The organism is Rhodococcus sp. GA1, from assembly GCF_024321955.1.
Lineage (GTDB): Bacteria > Actinomycetota > Actinomycetes > Mycobacteriales > Mycobacteriaceae > Rhodococcus > Rhodococcus pyridinivorans.
Genome location: NZ_CP097186.1, coordinates 4,369,793 through 4,388,511 on the forward strand (window position 1 = coordinate 4,369,793; position 18,719 = coordinate 4,388,511).

Annotated in this window: 15 protein-coding genes and 2 tRNA genes; 8 read left to right on the forward strand and 9 right to left on the reverse strand. The window is 67.1% G+C overall.

Annotated features, from left to right (window positions below; all coding sequences use genetic code 11):
* Window positions 1-86: 86 nt before the first annotated feature.
* Entirely contained in the window at window positions 87-1,478 is a 1,392-nt protein-coding gene (locus M3330_RS20430) for a glycine--tRNA ligase (protein ID WP_006554466.1), read from the forward strand.
* Between the two features lie 81 nt (window positions 1,479-1,559).
* On the opposite strand, the gene M3330_RS20435 is transcribed toward M3330_RS20430, so the two are convergent.
* Both M3330_RS20435 and M3330_RS20440 read right to left on the reverse strand, forming a co-directional pair.
* Window positions 1,560-1,688 carry a hypothetical protein gene (locus M3330_RS20435; protein WP_024101348.1) on the reverse strand — a complete coding sequence of 43 codons (129 nt, stop codon included), beginning with the start codon at window positions 1,686-1,688 and terminating at the stop codon, window positions 1,560-1,562.
* A 3-nt stretch (window positions 1,689-1,691) separates the two neighbouring features.
* Window positions 1,692-3,728 carry a YgcG family protein gene (locus M3330_RS20440; protein ID WP_255026167.1) on the reverse strand — a complete coding sequence of 679 codons (2,037 nt, stop codon included), beginning with the start codon at window positions 3,726-3,728 and terminating at the stop codon, window positions 1,692-1,694.
* A gap of 86 nt (window positions 3,729-3,814) precedes the next feature.
* On the opposite strand from M3330_RS20440, the gene M3330_RS20445 reads away from it, so the two are divergent.
* The 3 genes from M3330_RS20445 to dnaG all read left to right on the forward strand — a co-directional run bounded on the left by M3330_RS20445 (window position 3,815) and on the right by dnaG (window position 7,856).
* A complete protein-coding gene (locus tag M3330_RS20445; protein ID WP_006554464.1) occupies window positions 3,815-4,507 on the forward strand; it encodes a YdcF family protein in 693 nt (230 codons plus the stop codon).
* 38 nt (window positions 4,508-4,545) lie between these two features.
* Entirely contained in the window at window positions 4,546-5,817 is a 1,272-nt protein-coding gene (locus tag M3330_RS20450; protein ID WP_037215996.1) for a deoxyguanosinetriphosphate triphosphohydrolase, read from the forward strand.
* Between the two features lie 143 nt (window positions 5,818-5,960).
* Window positions 5,961-7,856: a DNA primase gene (gene dnaG, locus M3330_RS20455; RefSeq protein ID WP_006554462.1), complete on the forward strand. Its 1,896-nt coding sequence runs from the start codon at window positions 5,961-5,963 to the stop codon at window positions 7,854-7,856.
* 4 nt (window positions 7,857-7,860) lie between these two features.
* On the opposite strand, the gene M3330_RS20460 is transcribed toward dnaG, so the two are convergent.
* The gene (locus M3330_RS20460; RefSeq protein ID WP_024101344.1) at window positions 7,861-8,106 is read right to left on the reverse strand and encodes a hypothetical protein; all 246 of its coding nucleotides are present in this window, start codon (window positions 8,104-8,106) and stop codon (window positions 7,861-7,863) included.
* 148 nt (window positions 8,107-8,254) lie between these two features.
* Between M3330_RS20460 and M3330_RS20465 the strand changes: the two genes are divergently transcribed.
* The 3 genes from M3330_RS20465 (at window position 8,255) to M3330_RS20475 (ending at window position 9,094) form a co-directional block, all read left to right on the forward strand.
* Window positions 8,255-8,327, forward strand: a tRNA-Asn gene (locus M3330_RS20465).
* A gap of 190 nt (window positions 8,328-8,517) precedes the next feature.
* A tRNA-Ile gene (locus M3330_RS20470) sits at window positions 8,518-8,591 on the forward strand.
* Window positions 8,592-8,713: 122 nt separating this feature from the next.
* Window positions 8,714-9,094 carry a hypothetical protein gene (locus M3330_RS20475; protein ID WP_319804814.1) on the forward strand — a complete coding sequence of 127 codons (381 nt, stop codon included), beginning with the start codon at window positions 8,714-8,716 and terminating at the stop codon, window positions 9,092-9,094.
* On the opposite strand, the gene M3330_RS20480 is transcribed toward M3330_RS20475, so the two are convergent.
* Window positions 9,091-9,537 (reverse strand): hypothetical protein, encoded by a 447-nt coding sequence (locus M3330_RS20480; RefSeq protein ID WP_255026172.1) that lies wholly within the window; start codon window positions 9,535-9,537, stop codon window positions 9,091-9,093. The two genes, M3330_RS20475 and M3330_RS20480, sit on opposite strands and share 4 nt — an antisense overlap.
* Before the next feature lie 429 nt (window positions 9,538-9,966).
* Here M3330_RS20480 and nhaA point away from each other — a divergent pair, with 429 nt between their 5' ends.
* Window positions 9,967-11,820, forward strand: a complete 1,854-nt coding sequence (nhaA, locus tag M3330_RS20485) for a Na+/H+ antiporter NhaA (RefSeq protein WP_255026174.1) — start codon at window positions 9,967-9,969, stop codon at window positions 11,818-11,820.
* 516 nt (window positions 11,821-12,336) lie between these two features.
* Here the strand turns inward: nhaA and M3330_RS20490 are convergent.
* From M3330_RS20490 to M3330_RS20510, 5 genes are all read right to left on the reverse strand, one after another.
* A complete protein-coding gene (locus tag M3330_RS20490; RefSeq protein ID WP_082937558.1) occupies window positions 12,337-13,152 on the reverse strand; it encodes an N-formylglutamate amidohydrolase in 816 nt (271 codons plus the stop codon).
* Window positions 13,153-13,590: 438 nt separating this feature from the next.
* On the reverse strand, window positions 13,591-14,142 hold the full coding sequence (locus M3330_RS20495; RefSeq protein WP_064851466.1) for an NADPH-dependent FMN reductase: 552 nt from the start codon (window positions 14,140-14,142) through the stop codon (window positions 13,591-13,593).
* Between the two features lie 85 nt (window positions 14,143-14,227).
* Window positions 14,228-15,718: an MFS transporter gene (locus M3330_RS20500; protein ID WP_197483179.1), complete on the reverse strand. Its 1,491-nt coding sequence runs from the start codon at window positions 15,716-15,718 to the stop codon at window positions 14,228-14,230.
* Window positions 15,719-15,830: 112 nt separating this feature from the next.
* Entirely contained in the window at window positions 15,831-17,024 is a 1,194-nt protein-coding gene (locus M3330_RS20505; protein WP_064851465.1) for a cytochrome P450, read from the reverse strand.
* A complete protein-coding gene (locus M3330_RS20510; protein WP_064851480.1) occupies window positions 17,021-18,715 on the reverse strand; it encodes a thioester reductase domain-containing protein in 1,695 nt (564 codons plus the stop codon). Before M3330_RS20510 ends, M3330_RS20505 begins: the two co-directional genes overlap by 4 nt.
* Window positions 18,716-18,719 lie beyond the last annotated feature (4 nt).

Consider the following 18,719-nt stretch of genomic DNA (forward strand, 5'->3'; position numbering starts at 1 on the left):
GCGCGAATTCGAGCTGCGAACGAGGAGCGATAGGCTTACAGATCGACGCATGCTGCGAAAACCCGCATCGAAGATGGAGAAACCGAGTGGCACCCAAATCCAAGATCGATACCGTCGCCAACCTCGCCAAGCGCCGGGGCCTGGTCTATCCCTGCGGTGAGATCTACGGCGGCACCAGGTCCGCGTGGGATTACGGGCCGCTCGGCGTGGAGCTCAAGGACAACATCAAGAAGCAGTGGTGGCGCAACATGGTCACCAGCCGCGAGGACGTCGTCGGCCTCGACTCGTCCGTGATCCTGCCGCGTCAGGTCTGGGTCGCCTCCGGCCACGTCGGTGTCTTCAACGACCCGCTCGTCGAGTGCCTGAGCTGTCACAAGCGTCACCGGCAGGATCACCTGCAGGAGGCCTACGCCGAGAAGAACAAGCTCGACGACCCCGACGCCGTGCCGATGACCGAGATCGTCTGCCCGGACTGCGGCACCAAGGGCCAGTGGACCGAGCCCCGCGACTTCAACATGATGCTCAAGACCTTCCTCGGCCCGATCGAGAGCGAGGAAGGCCTGCACTACCTGCGCCCCGAGACGGCGCAGGGCATCTTCGTGAACTTCGCGAACGTGCTCACCACCTCGCGCAAGAAGCCGCCCTTCGGCATCGGCCAGATCGGCAAGAGCTTCCGCAACGAGATCACGCCCGGCAACTTCATCTTCCGCACCCGCGAGTTCGAGCAGATGGAGATGGAGTTCTTCGTCAAGCCCGGCGAAGACGAGCAGTGGCACCAGTACTGGATCGACTACCGGATGAACTGGTACACCGATCTGGGCATCAACAAGGACAACCTGCGCCTCTACGAGCACCCGCTCGAGAAGCTGTCGCACTACTCGAAGCGCACCGTCGACATCGAGTACCGCTTCCACTTCCAGGGCAGCGAATGGGGTGAGCTCGAGGGCGTCGCGAACCGCACCGACTTCGACCTGTCGACGCACTCGAAGCACTCCGGCACCGACCTGAGCTTCTTCGATCAGGCCACCAATGAGCGCTACACGCCCTACGTGATCGAGCCGGCGGCCGGCCTGACCCGTTCGCTCATGGCCTTCCTCGTCGACGCCTACACCGAGGACGAGGCACCCAACGCCAAGGGTGGCGTCGACAAGCGCACCGTGCTGCGCCTCGACCGTCGTCTCGCGCCGGTCAAGGCCGCCGTGCTGCCGCTCAGCCGCAACGCCGACCTGAGCCCGAAGGCCAAGGACCTCGCCGCGAAGCTGCGCCAGAACTGGAACATCGAGTTCGACGACGCCGGCGCCATCGGCCGCCGCTACCGTCGCCAGGACGAGATCGGCACCCCGTTCTGCATCACAGTCGACTTCGACACCCTCGAGGACCAGGCCGTCACGATCCGTGAGCGCGACACCATGGCGCAGGAGCGTGTGAGCCTCGACCAGGTCGAGGGCTACCTCGCGCAGCGCCTGATCGGCTGCTGACCGATCCGATCGACGCAGATGCCCTCCGGTCCCGACGGACCGGAGGGCATCTGTCGCTTCGTAGCCGGGTGCTCGTAGCGGTCACCTCGTCGAGCGTCGATCGAGGTACTCGAAGTCCACGTCCCGGAAACGGGTTTCGTCACCGCGGCGGGTGTGCAGGATCACCGATTCCAGGCCGGTGCCCGGTGCGCGTGCTGCGATCGGGCGCATGGTCTAGAAGCGTCCTCCACTCGATCCGCCGAAGCCGCCGCCCCCGAAACCGCCCCCACCGAAACCGCCACCGAAGCCACCGCCGCGGCCGCTGTTGAGCACGCTGTTGATGAGGATGCCGCCGAGCACGGCACCGGCGACGTTGCCGCCCGACGAACCACCGCGGGGCGGACGGTGCTGGTTGTTCCAGCGCTGCACGTCGTTCTGGGCGCTGCGCAGTGCCTGCGCGGCCAGCGACGCGGCGGACCGCGCGTACTGGATGGCGGCCGCCGGATCGGACTCGGCTGCCTGCTGCGCGGCCTGCAGGTGCCGCTGCGCCTCCGACAGGCGGGTGCGTGCCTGGGCGCCCACGACGCCGCGGCGGGTCCCGATGAAGTCGGCCGCGGCGGTGACCTGCGCTTGCGCTGCGCTCAGATCCTGTTCGAGGCGGCGCCGCATCTCCTCGGCTTGCTGCTTCGCCTGCCGCGTCCGGGCACGCAACTCGTCGAGACGCGCATCGGCCTCGACGACCCGCGTGAAACTGCCCAGCGGGTCGGTGTGCTGCTCGGCCCGGGCGTGGTCGAGGGCTTCCTGCACGGCCTTCAGGGCGTCGACGAGCTCCGGGCCGCCCGCGTCGAGGAGTTGCTTCGCGTCGGCGACACCCTGTTCGGCGTCCTCCACCGCGGCGGGAAGCGTCGCGATCGCGCGCCGGATGTCCTCCGCCGCATGGTCGAGCGCGTCGAGCAGCGTCGCGGCATGCCCCAGTGCGCGTTCGGCCTCGCGGATCGCGCGCACGGCGTCGCCCTGCTCACCGACCGGTCGCGCCACCGCCGTGCGGCCCTGGTCGATCGCGTTCTCGGCGAACGAGATCTCCTCCCGCGCCAGCGAGACGTTGTCGACCACCGGAGTCAGGGCGCCCGCCGGGAACTCCGAGTGCAGCTGCCCCAGAATCCGCTCGGCCTCGGGGATGCGGGCCTGCAGCGCGATCGCGCGCTGCGTGAGGCCGTCCAGACGGGCCGGGGCATCGAGCAGCAGGTTGCGCATCTTGTCGAACGCCTCGACCTGCGCATCGAGTTCGCGGTTCGCCTGCCCGCACGAGGAGACGAGTTGCACGAGCATGTCGCGCTGCTGTTCGGGCGTCTCGGGGATGTCGTCGTCGAGGCGCTGACGGATCTCGAAGGCGTTCGTCAACGCGACCTGTGCCTGCCGGTGTGCGCGGTCGAAAGGAGCCACCGCGGAGTCCCCGAACTCACCCCGGGCGAGCTCGAGCGCTTCGGCGCTGGACCGCACCGCGTTGTCGGTGTCCACCAGGAGGGTCTGTGCATACTGGTCTAGACCCTCGACCGGCAGACCGCGCAGAGCGGTCGTGTCGGCCGGATCGACCTGCGCGGCCTGCGCGGCACCGGCGTCGGCGCGCTTCCTCTTCGACCGCCGGTTGTAGGCGTAGAGCCCGGCACCACCGGCCGCGATGACACCGCCGCCGACGAGCAGCGTCGTCACCGGAGCAGCCGACGGCGTAAGGGCGTTGCTCAACCCGTCGGCCGCGCCCACGGCGGCGCCCGCCCAATCGCTGTTGCGCAGGGCCGGCACGACGTCGGACGAGCTGATCCGGTCGCGCTCGCTCTCGGAGATCTCCGAACCCGTCGGTGTCCACAGCGCGAACTCGCGGTCGTCGGTCGCCACCGCCAGCAGCGCGGTGTCGGGACCGAAATTGCTTGCCTGCGCGGTGGCCTGCGCCCAACTGTTGTAGTCGCGTCCGTCGAAGCTCGACACGTAGGTCACCCACAACTGCAGGCCGTGCTCGTCGTAGAGGGTGTTCGTCGCTTCCTGGATGCGTGCGACGTCGGCGTCGTCGAGCACGCCCGCGGTGTCGGTGATCGGCTGGGGGAGCCGCGAGGGTGGCTCCGCGGAGGCCGCCGCGGGAAGGAGCAGCCACGCGGTCACTGCCAGCAGGGCGGGGACGAATGCGAGCGCGGACCGTGCAGGTCGCCGGAGCGGTGCTGCAGGTCGCTGGAGCGGTGCTGCAGGTCGCCGGAGCGGTGCGGCCGATACGTGTGCCATGGCATCGAATCTAGTTGTTGCGAGGTGAGGACGGGGTCGGCGCGTCGTCCGGTCGACGCGTTCTCGTTCGCTGGCAGAATCAGGGGGTGAGCACCGCATCCCGCCGCACCGGCACCACCGCGACGTACACCGGGGACGACCTCGGGGTCGGCGCGCGCATCGCGCGCTGGCTCCGGCGACTGATCATCGGGGTGCTGCTCGCCGCCGTCCTCGTCGTCGGCGGCACGGCGCTGCGGGTGTGGCAGGTCGCGCGGATCGACGACCGCACCCCCGCCGACGCCATCGTCGTGCTCGGGGCCGCGCAGTATTCGGGCACACCGTCGTCGGTTTTCGAGGCCCGCCTCGAGCAGGCCCTCAAGCTCTACGAAGCGGGAGTGTCGCCGCGGATCGTCACCGTCGGCGGCAAGCAGGAGGGCGACCTGTTCACCGAGGCCGCGGCGGGCAAGAACTATCTCGTCTCGCGCGGGGTGCCCGCCGAGTCGATCGTCGCCGTCGAAGAGGGCTCGGACACACTGCTCAGCGTCGAGGCCGTCAGCCGCGAGATGTCGGAGCTGGGCCTGTCGTCGGTCGTGCTCGTCAGCGACCCGTGGCATTCGTTGCGTACCCGGACCATGGCGCGCGACGCCGGTCTCGACGCCTGGACCGCTCCCACCCGCCAGGGTCCGGCGGTGTTCACCCGCGAGTCGCAGCTGCACGGCATCGCCCGCGAGACCGGCGCGTTGATCTGGTACCAGATCACCCACTTCTCCGCCGATTTCCCGTACACGGCGCAGCAGTGAGGCGGAACGTAGGGTCTTCGGTGACGGAAGGCAGTGTGATGCAGGGCTACAGCGAACACGATCTCGAACGGCGCGTCGCCGAGCCGCGCAAGACCTCGGCGCTCGCCGGGTCCGAGGGAGCGGCGTCCGAGCGGACCGCCTTCGCACGCGACCGTGCGCGCGTGCAGCACTGCGCGGCCCTGCGCCGCCTGGCCGACAAGACACAGGTCGTCGGCCCCCGTGACGGCGACACCCCGCGCACCCGTCTGACGCACTCGATGGAGGTCGCGCAGATCGGCCGCAGCATCGGCGAAGGGCTCGGCGCCGACCCCGATCTCGTCGACCTGGCCGGCCTCGCCCACGATATCGGGCACCCGCCCTACGGGCACAACGGCGAGCGGGCACTCGACGCGGTCGCGGAGTCCTGCGGCGGATTCGAAGGCAACGCGCAGAACCTGCGCATCCTCACCTGCCTCGAACCGAAGATCCTCTATCCGGACGGCTCGAGCGCCGGTCTCAACCTCACCCGCGCCTCGCTCGACGCGACGCTCAAGTACCCCTGGACGCGTCCGCGCCCGGGCGCGAAGTTCGGCTCGTACGACGACGACGCCGAGATCCTCCACTGGATCCGCGAAGGCGCACCCGAGCGCCGCAAGTGCCTCGAGGCGCAGATCATGGACTGGTCCGACGACGTCGCGTACTCGGTGCACGACCTCGAGGACGGTGTGATCGACGGTCGCATCGACCTGCGGATGCTCGACGATCCCGACGATGTCGCCGGACTCATCGAGGTGGGCATGCGCGAATTCTCGGGTCTCGACCCGGCCGAGCTCACCGAGGCGGCGAAGCGGTTGTCCTCCATGCCGGTGGTCCGCGCCGTCGGCACCTTCGACGGCACCCTCGCCTGCTCGGTCGCGCTCAAGAAGCTGACCAGCGAGCTGGTGGGCCGCTTCGCCAACGCAGCGATCCTCGGGACCCGGGAGGCGACGGAAGGCCGACGCGTCACCCGGTACGACGCCGACCTCGTGGTCCCGCCGATCGTGGTCTCGGAGGTCGCGTTGCTCAAGACGATGGCGCTGCAGTTCGTCATGTCCGACCGCGCCCACCGCACCCGCCAGGAATCGCAACGCGAACGCATCCACCGCGTCGCCGAGTGGCTACTGCGCACCGCGCCGGTCGGTCTCGACCCGTTCTTCGTCGCCGCCTGGAAGGCCGCGCCCGACGATGCTGCGAAGGTACGGGTCGTGGTCGATCAGATCGCGTCGTGCACCGAATCGCGCCTCGAACGGATCGACCGGGACAGCCTCGCCGCGCAGGCGAGCTGGGGCTGACACCGACGTTTGCGCCCTTCGCGGACACAAGCACGAGTCCGGCGCCGTGCATCTGTCCGGAGGGACGCGCTTACGCGCTCGCCGGTGTGGGTTGCGCCGGACCGTCGTGCCGGGCAGTCTGCCCGGCGGCTTAGACTCGTCTCGTGGCCGGCCGTATTTCAGACAGAGACATCGCGGCCATTCGCGACCGCGTGCGCATCGAGGACATCGTCGGCGAGTACGTCGCACTCAAGCGCGGAGGCGCCGACTCGCTCAAGGGCCTGTGTCCCTTCCACGACGAGAAGTCCCCGTCTTTCCACGTGCGGCCCAATCACGGGCACTACCACTGCTTCGGCTGCGGTGAGGGCGGCGACGTCTACTCGTTCCTGCAGAAGATCGAACACGTCAGCTTCGTCGAGGCAGTCGAGCAGCTCGCCGAGCGTGTCGGCTACACGCTGAACTACGAAGGCGGCGGTCCGTCCGTCCAACGCGACCGGGGCACGCGTGCCCGGCTGGTCGCGGCGAACGCGGCCGCCCAACAGTTCTACGCCGAGCAACTGCGCGCGCCCGACGCCCAGGCCGCCCGCGACTACCTGACCGAACGCAACTTCGACCAGGCAGCCGCCGAGACGTTCGGCTGCGGCTACGCACCCGCCGGCTGGGACGCGCTCACCAAGCACCTCCTCGGCCGGGGATTCGAATTCTCGGAACTCGAGGCCGCAGGACTGTCCCGGCAGGGTCGCCGCGGTCCGATCGACCGCTTCCACCGTCGACTGCTGTGGCCCATCCGCAATCTCGCGGGCGACGTCATCGGCTTCGGTGCCCGCCGTCTGTACGACGACGACCAGATCACCGCCAAGTACATGAACACACCGGAAACGGTGCTGTACAAGAAGTCTCAGGTGCTGTTCGGGCTCGACCTCGCCAAGCGCGAGATCGCCAAGTCGCACCAGGCCGTGATCGTCGAGGGCTACACCGACGTCATGGCCATGCACCTGGCCGGCGTGAAGACCGCGGTCGCCGCGTGCGGCACGGCCTTCGGTGACGAACATCTCGCGCTGCTGCGTCGCCTGCTCATGGACGACAGCTTCTTCCGCGGTGAGGTCATCTACACCTTCGATGGCGACGACGCCGGTCGTGCGGCGGCGATGAAGGCGTTCGAGGGCGATCAGAAGACCGCCGCGAAGACCTACGTCGCGATCGCCCCCAAGGGCATGGACCCGTGCGAGTTGCGGCAGCAGTCGGGCGACGGTGCGGTGCGCGACCTCGTGGCCCGCCGCACCCCGATGTTCGAGTTCGTCGTGAAATCGATTCTCGCCGAACACAATCTCGACACCGTCGAAGGTCGCGTCGAGGCCCTGCGCCGATGTGTCCCCGTCGTGGGCCGGATCAAGGACCGCACGATCCGCGACAACTACGCGGTGCAACTCGCGCACTGGACGGGATGGGACGACATCCCCACCGTGCGTCGGCGTGTGCAGGAGGAGGCACGGCGAGGAGTTCGTGCACCGGAAGCCAAGGCGCGGCCCGCGACGGCCACGGCGGAGCCCGTGTCGGCCCTGCGCCGCCCTCGGCCGAATGATCCGACGCTGTGGCCGCAGCGCGACGCGCTGAAGGCCGCGCTGCAGTATCCGGGTATCGCCGGGACCGTCTTCGACTCCCTGCCGCCGGAGACCTTCACCGACCCTGCGTACGCGGCCGTGCGGCAGGCCGTCGCCGACGCCGGCGGAACTGCAGCGGGCCTCGGGGGAGCCGAGTGGGTCGACGCCGTCGGCAGGGCAGCGACCGATCCCGTCGCGCACTCGCTCGTGATGGAACTCGCCGTCGAACCCGTCCCCGCCGAAGAGGACCGGCTGCCGCGCTACATCGGTGGCGTGCTGGCCCGGCTGCAGGAGGTCTGGGTCGGCGAGCAGGTGGCCGAACTGAAGTCCAAACTGCAGCGGATTTCCCCGGCCACCGAGTCCGAGGAGTTCCACGCCCTGCTCGGCGACCTCATGGCGCTCGAACAGTACCGGCGGAGCCTGCTCGACCAGGCCATCGGTGACGGCCTGGCCGGCTGACCGTCTACTTCTTCAACTGGTCCCGCGGGATCATGATCGTGGTCGTCTCGTCGATGGGCTTCATCGGCTCGAGCTTGGGCTGAGGACTGAGCGAGTCGGCGAGCTTCTGCCGGCCCACCTCGATCGCCTTCTTCGTGACGGGGCTCGCGGCCACCGCCTTGGCCGTCTTGCTGATCTGTTCGTACCTCGCGCGACCCGCTCGGGTGCCGAGTACGTATCCCGCAGCGACCCCGACCAGCAAACCCATCAATGTGTTGTCCTTCCACCTGTGACTGCGTCGTCCCCATCCTGCCCGATGACCCCGCAGCATGCCCACAAGCAGGCGATTTGGTGCTGCGGCGGGTGGGACGCTATGGTTTTTCACGCACCGGGGGAAACCGCGGAGCACCGCAGGACAATCCCCTGTAGCTCAATTGGCAGAGCATTCGACTGTTAATCGAACGGTTGCTGGTTCGAGTCCAGCCGGGGGAGCGCCTACAGAATCCTCCCACCCGTCACGGGTGGGAGGATTCTGTGTATCCGGGGGTGCCTATGCGGCAGAACATCCACCGATGTGATCTCTGCTACTTCGTACCCGGTAGAGTGTTGCCCGCTGTGTCCGGGTAGCATTCGATCGCGCCGTGCGAGCAGTGCGGCACTGTGCGACGCATGTCGTCGCGACGGGGCGGTAGCTCAGTCGGTTAGAGCCGCGGACTCATAATCCGCTGGTCGCGGGTTCGAGCCCCGCCCGCCCCACCTCCTTCGCTCATGGCCGCGAGATGTTCCTGCTTGTCGGAACGGTAGCGTTCGACCCCATGAGCACCCTTCGAGAAGTCGGTGAGCGCGAGGCGTGGCGTTGCTGGTTGTGCGACGAGCCCGTGGACCCCGACATGTCGGTCAACGACCCGCGCGGTCCCAGCATCGACAGCATCAACACCGCCAAGAAGGGTGGCAAGGGAAAGGGCGGAGTCGAGCGACTCGCGCACCGCGCCTGCAACACCAAGAAGGGTGCCGTCAAACCCGTCGTGCCGTGGTCCGACCGGCTCTTCGTCGTCGACCCGGCGCCCATCATCGGCGTCGTCGAGCAGCTCACCCGCAAGGGTGGTCGCGTCGCCGTTGCCCGGTGTCCCGAGAAGTCGGACGCGGAGGACGCCTCCGAATGGCTCCTCGACCGCTTGTCGCGACTCGAGCCGGGAGTGCGGTTCGATACCAGGATCGAGCAGGCCGGCGGCTGCTACCTCCTCGTGCTGACGACCTAACCGGGAGCCGACACCAGTCCGGAATGATCCGATGACTCGGCGGAGACCTCGACCTCGGTGAGCACCGTTCCGTCGTCCCCCCGCAGCGTGTAGCGACCCGGCATGAGACCGGTGAACAGGAACCAACCCTCGCTCGTCGTGACGATGGTGCGGTCGATGTACTGCTCGCACACGTCCAGGCCGACCAGTCGAATCGTGGTGGACGGATGGAAGACGCCTCCGATCCGCCCGTTCGCCACCGCTCCGATCGCAGCCGGTGGATCCGGGTGGTCGCCGAGCTCGTCCGGACGCCAGACAGGCGCACCGTCCGGCGGTGCGCACACTGAGACCGAGGAGTGCGACGACCGGGCATGCGCGACCGTCGGGTCGGCCCGGACCACAGAGTCGGGCTGGTGCGTCGTCGCCGCGACGAGCACCCCTGCTCCCAGTGCGGTGATCAACATCCATCGGGCTCTTCGGATCGTCCCCGTGTGCAGCAACGGATCCACCTCCTCTCCGTAAGAGAACTTAGGAAAGTTGTTCTCACCGAGGGTTATTCGGAACCGATGCTTCGGTGGATCGTGACGATACCCGGGGCGGACGCGCAGGGCTATCCTCCGTCGAGGCGACAGGTAGCGGCGGAATGTAACGGTCGGGCTGTCGAAACGCCGAAATCGGTTGTTGGCACAACGATTCGGTCTAGTTTCGGATGAGGTCGGTAGTCGGAGGGGTGCATTCCGCCTCCTGTACGGCGGAACCGGTTGCATTGTTGTGTTCGGACAATGCAGGTTCGAACGGCCGATACCGGAAATAATCGCCCGGCGTTGTGCGATGTCGTCGGTGTACTCACCGGCACCGAGTTGCTCGGAGCGGATTGCGGAACGAGGGAGCACATGACGGTCGACGAGAATCCGACGACGCTCCGCCGGGCGTCCGACCTTCTGGCAGGGGTCCGCGACGGCACGGACGACGACACGCTCGCGGCAGGCGTCGTACTCGCGGCGACCCTGATCGCTCAGGTCTGGGCCAACCTGGGCGACTCGTACGAGGCGTTCTGGCACACACCTCTCAGCATCAGCATCGGCGACTACGGCATCGATCTCGACCTCGAGCACTGGGTCAACGACGCCGTCATGACGCTGTTCTTCTTCGTCGTCGGCCTCGAGGTCAAACGCGAGCTCACCATGGGAGAGCTCACCGACCGGACGCGCGCCGCGGTCCCGCTCGTGGCGGCAATCGCGGGGCTCGCGCTACCTGCGGGACTGTTTCTGCTGCTCAACCCCAGCGGGGAGGCCGCAGGAGCGTGGGGTGTGGTCGTGTCCACCGACACCGCCTTCGTGCTCGGTGCGCTCGCGCTGGTCGGACCCCGCTGCCCGGCCCGCCTGCGCGTGTTCATCCTCACGCTGGCCGTGGCCGACGACATCGGCGCCCTCGCCATCATCGCCTTCGTCTACACCGACGATCTGCAGCCGGTCTACCTGATACCTGCCGCGATCGGACTGTTGCTGATCCTGCAGTTCCGCCGGCTCGAGGTGTGGCGGGGCGTCGTCTACTTCGTCGTCGCGGCAGGGACGTGGGTGGCGTTCTACGAATCCGGTGTGCACCCGACCCTCGCCGGTGTACTGATCGCGTTGATCCTTCCCGTCTATCCGCCGCGCCGCAGCGAGGTGGAGCGCGCCGGCGAACTCACGCGGGCGTTCCGCCAGTCGCCCAACTCCGACTACGCGCGCGCCGCGCAACTCGGGGTGCTCCGCGCCGTGTCCGTGAACGAGCGGCTGCTACGGCTCTACCAGCCGTACACGGCGTTCCTCGTCGTGCCGATCTTCGCCCTCGCCAACGCGGGTGTGGTGATCTCCGCCGAGACCGTCGGCACTGCGATCCGGTCGCCGATCACGTGGGGAGTCGTCCTCGGTCTCGTGGTGGGCAAACTCGTGGGCATCACCGCGGCCACTGCCGTCTTCTCGAGCCTGCGTCCGGGCAGCCTGCCGCCGGGACTCACCCTCTCGCACGTCGGTGGGGGTGCCGCGCTCGCCGGCATCGGGTTCACGATCTCACTGTTCATCGTGGATCTGGCGATCGAATCTCCCGAAGCGGCCAACGACGCCCGAATCGGCGTCCTTCTCGCGGCTGTTCTCGCCACGGCGCTGGGCTGGGCTTTGTTCCGGCTGTCCGACCGCCTGAATCCGCCGCAGGGATCTGCCGGGCTCGTGCTGCTGCGTCCGGTGGATCCGAACCGCGACCACATACGGGGACCGGTCGACGCTCCGCTCACACTCGTCGAGTACGGAGACTTCGAGTGCCCGTTCTGCAGCAAGGCCACCGGCAGCATCCGCGACGTGCGCGAGCACTTCGGCGACGACCTGCGGTACGTCTTCCGGCACCTTCCCCTCGATGAACACCACCCGCACGCCCGGTTCGCCGCCGAAGCGGCCGAGGCTGCGGCGGCGCAGGGACGATTCTGGGACATGCACGACCACCTGTTCGCCCACAGCGACGCTCTGTCCCGCGACGAGATCTACGAACACGCCCAGCAGTTGGGTCTCGATATGGACAGGTTCGACGAGGACCTTCGCCTGGGGCGGTATCGTCACCGTGTCGAGGACGACGATCTCGACGCCGAGACCAGCGACGTCTTCGGAACGCCCACCTTCTACCTCGGCGCCACCGGATCGGACCTCGCCCGGCACACCGGCCCGTTCGACGCGGCGACGTTGATCCGCAGGCTCGAAGAGGTGCGCGAGAGGTGATGCGATTCGGGTGGATCCGACCCCGGAAAGCGGGGGCGGATCCACCCAAGTCGTGACGGCTTCTACCGGATGGTGGGTCCGGCCTCCGCGGATCCGGTCGGTAACAGGCCGGCCAAGCTGGCGAGGAGCGTTTCCCAGCGGCATTCCGCGGAGATCGACGCGAAGCGGCACCCGGAGTAGTCCTCCGTGGGGAGCGTAGGTGTGCCGGGATCTGCGTACGCCGTGGCCGGCACTGCAAAGGCAGGGCCCCGGAAAGGTCGATTCGCAATGCCCTGAACTGGGGTTTTATGGGTGAGAGGCTGGTGGCATGAGGGTGTGACCCACAGGTTTGGATGGAGGTTGGCACTGGTGGTGACCGCGACGATCGCTGGCGGTCGGCGGCGGCGGCGAGACGGCGTTGCAGCCGCGCGCGTGTCGGGTTCTCGGCCAGGCGAGCACGGGCGGCGGCGACGCGCGCAAGCGGCGCGGTCGAGGCGTTGGCCCGCGCGCGGGGTGCAGCGCGGTCCGGGCTCGGGTCTACACATCAGCGGCCGCTTGCGCGGCGACCGTGTCGATCAGGGTGGCCAGGGCGCGGCCGAGCCGGTCGACGCGCGCAGCGTCGGGGGTGCCGGGGTCGGTGAGGTAGACGTCGCGGCGCAACTCGATCATCACCGACGTCACGCGCTTGTCGTGGCCGTAGTGGCGCAGCGGCACGTAACTTCCTGCGTAAGGGGTGTTCTCGGCGATCTCGTCGATCTCGGGCAGGGGCGCGAATGCGCCACGGGTCACCTCGATCAGCCGATCCGGGGTGTGGATCGGGTCGGTGCCGATGCACAGCGCGGGGCGCGCGGCGGTGTGGTCCTCGAACCCGGACGGTGTTGCCGGGTACGAGTGCAGGTCGATGATCACCGCGCGCCCACACGCGCGCAGACGATCCTCGACCGCGGCGGTGACCGCGTCCGCGTAGGGACGAAAATAACCGTCGAGCAGATCGGTGGTGCGCGGGTAGGGCTCGGTGCGCAGCGGCAGCCCGGGGCAGGTGCGGGTGTAGACCGCGCCCCGGCCGAACGCGGCGGCCGACTCGCTCGCGTCGGCGAACCGTTCGGGGTCGATCACCAGGCGTGAGAGCGTGTTGACCACGGTCGTCGGCCTGATCCTGGTGTGGCGCAGTGCTGCCGCTGCGATGCCGTCGGTGGCGGCGTCGGTTGATTCGTCGAGTTCGGCGGCCAGCTCGACATCGTTCAGAAGCAGATCCGCGCGCACCTCGGGCGGGATGACGCGCGAGGCGTGCGGGACGTGGATGAGCACCGGAGACCGACTGTCTCCCGGTGTGACGAGCGCTGAACTGGGCACGTGCACTTTCCCTTCTTGGTCTCACGGCGTCTTCGGGCACGACACACAGAACCCGAGACGCGAATTATCCTCGAGAAAGGCCGGATTCACCAAGGGGCGGATGTCGGTCAAGCATCGTGCGGATTGCGAGTGCGCACTGCCGGCTACCACGCGGACCCAGATCAGAAACGCGACCTCGATCCGGGTGGAGGTGGAACAGCCGGTTCGCTCGACCGCCTGCCGCGCCACCATCGACGATCCCGCGACGGTGGCGGCGACGAACTCGGCAGGAATACAACCCTGAGCACGATCGACCGCGCCTTGCCCACAGTGTTCGATACCGGGACCGCACCATCGAGATCGTCGTCCATATGAAATCGCGAGACCTTCGAATTGGCCCGGTTGTCACTCCAGTCAGCAACTGCGGCAACCTAGTTCAGCTGCCGAGCCCCCTTCTCCTCAGGCCGGTTCCTGTCGCGCACGTTCCAGGAGAACGAGCGCCGCCGATCGTAGTTCTTCGACCGCGGCCGGCGTGCCCACCAGTCCGTCACCCGAGAGATCCGCGACGGCCAGTGGAACATGGCGGCATGCGTCGTCGACGATGGCAGCTCCCGTGTACGTCAGGACCGTTTTGAGCGACGCGTGAGCACCCGCCGCTTTGGTGGCGTTCGCCGACACGTTGATCCAGGCTGTGGGCTTGCCGACGATCTCCATTCCGCCGACGGTCCAGTCCAGCAGATTCTTGAAGGAGCCGGGAAGAGCTCCGGCGTACTCGGGGGTGCAAATCAAGACCGCGGTGCTGTCTTCGATGCGCTTGCGCAGACGCGCGACGACTTCCGGCACCGCTGTGGCCTCGACGTCGGGGGTGAAGTGGGGCAGCGCGCCCATTTCGTTGTACACGGTGACGTCCACATCGGCGGCCAATTGGGTGGCTACCGTACGGATCGCCGAGCTGTTGATCGATCCTTCGCGCAATGACCCGGAAACGAGCAGGATCTGTGGGCTGGTCACTGGACACCATGCTTTCTACGGATTCTTCGGAGATGTGAACCTGACGGGGATCGAGGGTGACGGCCGGGGGTCGACTCAGGAAATGTCATGCACTTACCTCGGCGAGCTCGCCCTCGTCGGTGAGCATGTCCGACTTTCGGATGGTGGCGAAGGCGACCAGCGCACCGAGAGCACAAAGGATGCCACACGCGATCATCACCCAGGAGAGTCCGCTCGCGAACCAGGACCGCGCCGAATCGACCACGTCGGCCGGCACACCGGCGAGATCACCGCTGGCCACCGCCTTGCCGAGCTCGCCGGTGCCCGCAGCGTCGATCACCTTGTGCTGGAACAGTGCGCCGAAGACCGCGATGCCGAAAACGACTCCGACCTGTTGGAAGGTCTCGCCGACACCAGATGCCAGGCCGGCTTGCTCAGGTGTGACGACACCCACCGTGACCACGCTTCTGGGCGGATTGAACATGCCCATGCCGATGCCCATGACGATCAGTCCCGGCAACAATCGGACCCACCCCGAGCCGGTGCCCGCAAGCGCCAGTAGCGTCAGGCCCGCTGCGATGAGCAAGATGGCGGTGCCCAACAGCGCTCCCGGAGCCACTCGCGGCAGGATCTGCCCGGTGACCGCGGCCACCACGAACAGCACCAGCGTGAGCGGCAGAAGAACCAGACCAGCCTGCAGCGCCGACAGATCCAGCACGTTCTGGAGATACGAGACGATCAGGAACAGTCCGGCGAGGCTGGTTGCATTCGACAGAAACGTGGCGGTGAGCAGGCCGGAGAATGTCCGATTGCGGAACAGGGCGAGGTCGAGCATCCCTGTGTCGGGATGGCGTTCACTGATGAGGAAGAGTGCGATCAACAACGCTCCGAGTACCAGGGCTGTCAGCACCTCGGTCGACGCCCAACCAAGACGTTCGCTCTCGATGATGCCGAACGTGAGGGCGCCGAGTCCGCCGGCGGATGTCGCCAGTCCAAACAGGTGCGGGCGTCGCGCATTGGGGGACAATACATCCCGTGCCCGACCGAAGCCGACCAAGAGCAGAATCACCCCGATCGGCACGTTCACGAGGAAGACCCATCGCCAGTTCACGGTGGCCAGCAGGCCACCCACCACCGGCCCGAGGGCCAGCGCGAGGCCCGTCACTCCACCGAAGATTCCGAATGCCTTCGCACGATCAACGCCGCTGAACTCCTGCGCGATAAGTGCAGGGCTCACCGCGAAGAGCACGGCGGCCCCGATGCCCTGGACCACCCGCGACACCTCCAGCACCACAAGGCCCGGAGCGAGTCCGGCGGCGAGCGAACCGGCGGTGAAGAGCACCAAGCCGATTATGAACAGGGTACGGCGACCGTACCGGTCGGCGAGTGATCCGCCGGCGAGTAGAAACGCGGCCAGCGGCAGCGTGTAGGCGGCGATGATCCATTGCTGGTCGGCAAGGTCGGCGGAGAACTCTCGGCGGATCATCGGCAAGGTGACATTGATGACCGTTACGTCGAGCATCAACATGAACGTCGCCACGCAGGCCAGCAGAAGTGCCCACCTCCGGAACGATTGGTTGGCGGTCTCTGTGCGCATCGGGATCTGATTCCTTCTCATTGATTTCAGGTCTGTGCAGAGCATTGCAGCGGCAGCCGGGCCGCGTCCCCAAGCGGCGGCAGCGCCTGCGTCGAGTCCGCGAGGGTCCGGTTCACCATGCGACAGGCACCGAGCAGGCGCCGTAGAGCACCATGTCGTCGCGGAACGTCAGGGAGGCAATCTCGCCGGTCAATTGCATCTCAGGAAGTCGTTCCGCCATGACAGTGAAGACCTCGGAGAGTTCGACACGGGCCATCGTCAGACCGATGCACTTGTGGAAGCCGTGACCGAATGCGATGTGCGAACCGAGTTGTGGCCGGGAGATGTCGAAACGGTCTGCGTCTTCGAAAACGTTGGTGTCGCGGTTCGCGGCATTCAGCATGACGAGCACGCCGTCGCCGGCCCGGATCGCCTGTCCCCCGATTACCCTGTCCTCCGTCGCGGCCCGCGGTAGACCAGCGTGGTTGATGGACAGGTAGCGCAGCATCTCTTCGACCGTCTGCGCGGCGCGCTTCGGATCGTCGACGAGAGACCGAAGTTGATCGGGGTGCGTGAGCAGAAGCAACGCTCCGAGACCGATCGTCTGCGCCATCGTGTCGTAGCCGGACAGGACCAGCAACGCGGCCAACCCGATGAGTTCGCCCTCAGTGATAGTGCCGGTGCGCTCGTGTTCGATGAGCCGGCCGAACAGATCGTCCTTGACATGCTTCTTCTTCCGACGCACGAGATCTCCGAAGTAGGCCATCAGGTCGCGCACGGCGACCGCAGCCTCGTCGGGCGGCGTGGACCGATCGAGGATCGTGTCCGTGAGACCGATGAACGTCCCCTGGTCTTCGACGGGGACGTCGAGCAGCTCGCAGATCATGGTGGACGCCACAGGAAATGCGATGTCGGTGACGATGTCGCCTCGCCGATCCTCTGACGCCATCATCTTGTCGAGGGCCTCGTTGATGACTTCGTTGACTCGTGGACGCAACTGCTCCATTCGTCCGATGACGAACTCTCTCGTCACCAGACGCCGCAGCCGAGTGTGATCGGGCTGGTCGAACATCAGGAAATACCCAGGAGGAGGGGTGATGCCCCCTGAGATGTATGAGGGGTACCCCGAAGTTCGGGGGTCCGAGCTGAACGAACGGTCAGTGAGCACCGTGCGGCAGTCGTCGTGGTGAGCGACAAGCCAGGCCGGGCCCGACGGCGTCTGCACCAAAGGCACTCGCGATGTCGCGGCGAGCTCGCGGTACGCCGGGGGCGGGTCGAGTGGCCGCTGCCGATCACGCGGCATGGGGAAGGTCGCCGTGACTGTCATCGAGCGTTCTCACTTTCGGTGAAGGGAGAGGCGCCGCTCCGATCGGGCGGCGGGGGAAGAAACCCGGTCCTGACGAAGTAGTCGAGATAGGTGAACATGACTTCGCGGGTCAACAACAGTTGTCGCACATCGCTTCCGGCCAGCGCGGCCACGAGATTGTCGTCGACGAACCGTGGTGAGTTGCCCGCCAGACCGATCTCCAATCCGGGTGCGTCGGGCGAGAACAGCGGCAAGTAAGGCACCAGATCGTTGTCTTCTCCTCTGTCGGCGGCCGCCAGCAGCCGGGCGTACCACTCGGCGTAGTCGAGAGATTCCAGGTCGTACCCGTAGGCGAGCAGGTGGTCGAGGACGTCGTCCATCATCACCGGGGCGGTGCCGAGCACGTGATAGGTCTGCGGTTCTCGTGCGTCCAGCGCAATATGCGCGACGACGCGAGCGAAGTAGTCGATCGGCACCATCTCGACCTGCAGGTCGTAACGCATCGCGCAGCCCAGGCCGACCCAGCCACGGATGAGGTGATTGATGAACGTTTCCGTCGAGCACGCCCCCGTGGACTGCGCTCCGACCAGCGCTCCGGGCCGGAAGACGGTCACTCGCATACCGCGCTCACGCGCTTGATGCATGAGCTGATCCGAAACCCACTTCGTCTGGCGGTAGCCGCCGAGCACTCCGTCGAGGTCGTCATTCGCCTGCTCATGCCACACCGAAGTTCCCGGCTTGGTGGGCAGCGACCCGGTGGAACCGACATAGTGCACCGGTGTGTTGCCGCCGGTTCTCGCCAGCCGCAGCACTTCCAGCGTGCCGAGAACGTTGGTGACCTTCACCTCCGAATAGGAAGTGGTCCACCGAGAATCGGCGGCGTTGTGGATGATCACGTCGGAATCGGCCGCGGCTCGCGCGTAATCGTCGGGGCGCATACCCAGGTAGGGCCGCGACACGTCCCCCGGAACACCCGCGATGCGATCTTCGTCGCCCGGCCGATTCAGCTCGTATTCGGCGAGATTGGCGACCACGCGCTGCACGACGTCGGCCGGCCGCGCACCGCGGGCCAGCACGGTGACGGTGGCCGAGCTGCGGTCGAGCAGTTCCCGGAGCAGGAACGCCCCCGTGTACCCGGTACCCCCGGTCAGCAGCACGTTACGACTCTCGCGTGAGATGTCACGGTCGAACTCCGGCTTGATGTCGTCAGGCAACTGTGCGTCTGTGCGCATGGTGTGCTCGTCGGCGTAATGCAGCGGCCGGACGATCGTTGTGCTCGGTGTGGTGCCCGACAGTTCCGCAGAAAGGCTTCGGATGGTGGGGGCGGCGATGAACTTGCGCACATCGACACGCTGCCCGGTGACGAGCTTCACCCGCGCCGCCATCTGCATCATGCTCAAGGAGCTGCCTCCCAGTTCGCTGAACGGCGTGTCGATGTCGACATCTTCCGCACCGAGTCCCAGGATTTCGTTCCAGACGGTTGCCACCGTGCGCTCGAGTTCGGTGCGCGGCGACACGTGTTCGATCTTCGCTGCGACCGGCGCAGTGATCGGCGCCGGAAGTCGCGATCGATCGGTCTTGCCGTTCGGCAAGCGTGGAAATTCTTCCAGCACAACATATTTGCTCGGAACCACACCGGGCGGAAGCAGGGTTGCGATGTGCTGCCGCACATCATTGATCAGCTTCGTGTTGCCGACTGTGCCGGTCGGCATGGTG

Bases quoted from the DNA above. Each gene is read 5' to 3' on its own strand.
- M3330_RS20450 (WP_037215996.1), top strand. From the start codon at position 4,546: ATGCAGGGCTACAGCGAACACGATCTCGAACGGCGCGTCGCCGAGCCG.
- M3330_RS20510 (WP_064851480.1), bottom strand. From the start codon at position 18,715: ATGCCGACCGGCACAGTCGGCAACACGAAGCTGATCAATGATGTGCGG.
- M3330_RS20480 (WP_255026172.1), bottom strand. From the start codon at position 9,537: ATGTTGATCACCGCACTGGGAGCAGGGGTGCTCGTCGCGGCGACGACG.
- M3330_RS20505 (WP_064851465.1), bottom strand. From the start codon at position 17,024: ATGACAGTCACGGCGACCTTCCCCATGCCGCGTGATCGGCAGCGGCCA.
- M3330_RS20435 (WP_024101348.1), bottom strand. From the start codon at position 1,688: ATGCGCCCGATCGCAGCACGCGCACCGGGCACCGGCCTGGAATCGGTG.
- M3330_RS20500 (WP_197483179.1), bottom strand. From the start codon at position 15,718: ATGCGCACAGAGACCGCCAACCAATCGTTCCGGAGGTGGGCACTTCTG.
- nhaA (WP_255026174.1), top strand. From the start codon at position 9,967: ATGACGGTCGACGAGAATCCGACGACGCTCCGCCGGGCGTCCGACCTT.
- M3330_RS20440 (WP_255026167.1), bottom strand. From the start codon at position 3,728: ATGGCACACGTATCGGCCGCACCGCTCCGGCGACCTGCAGCACCGCTC.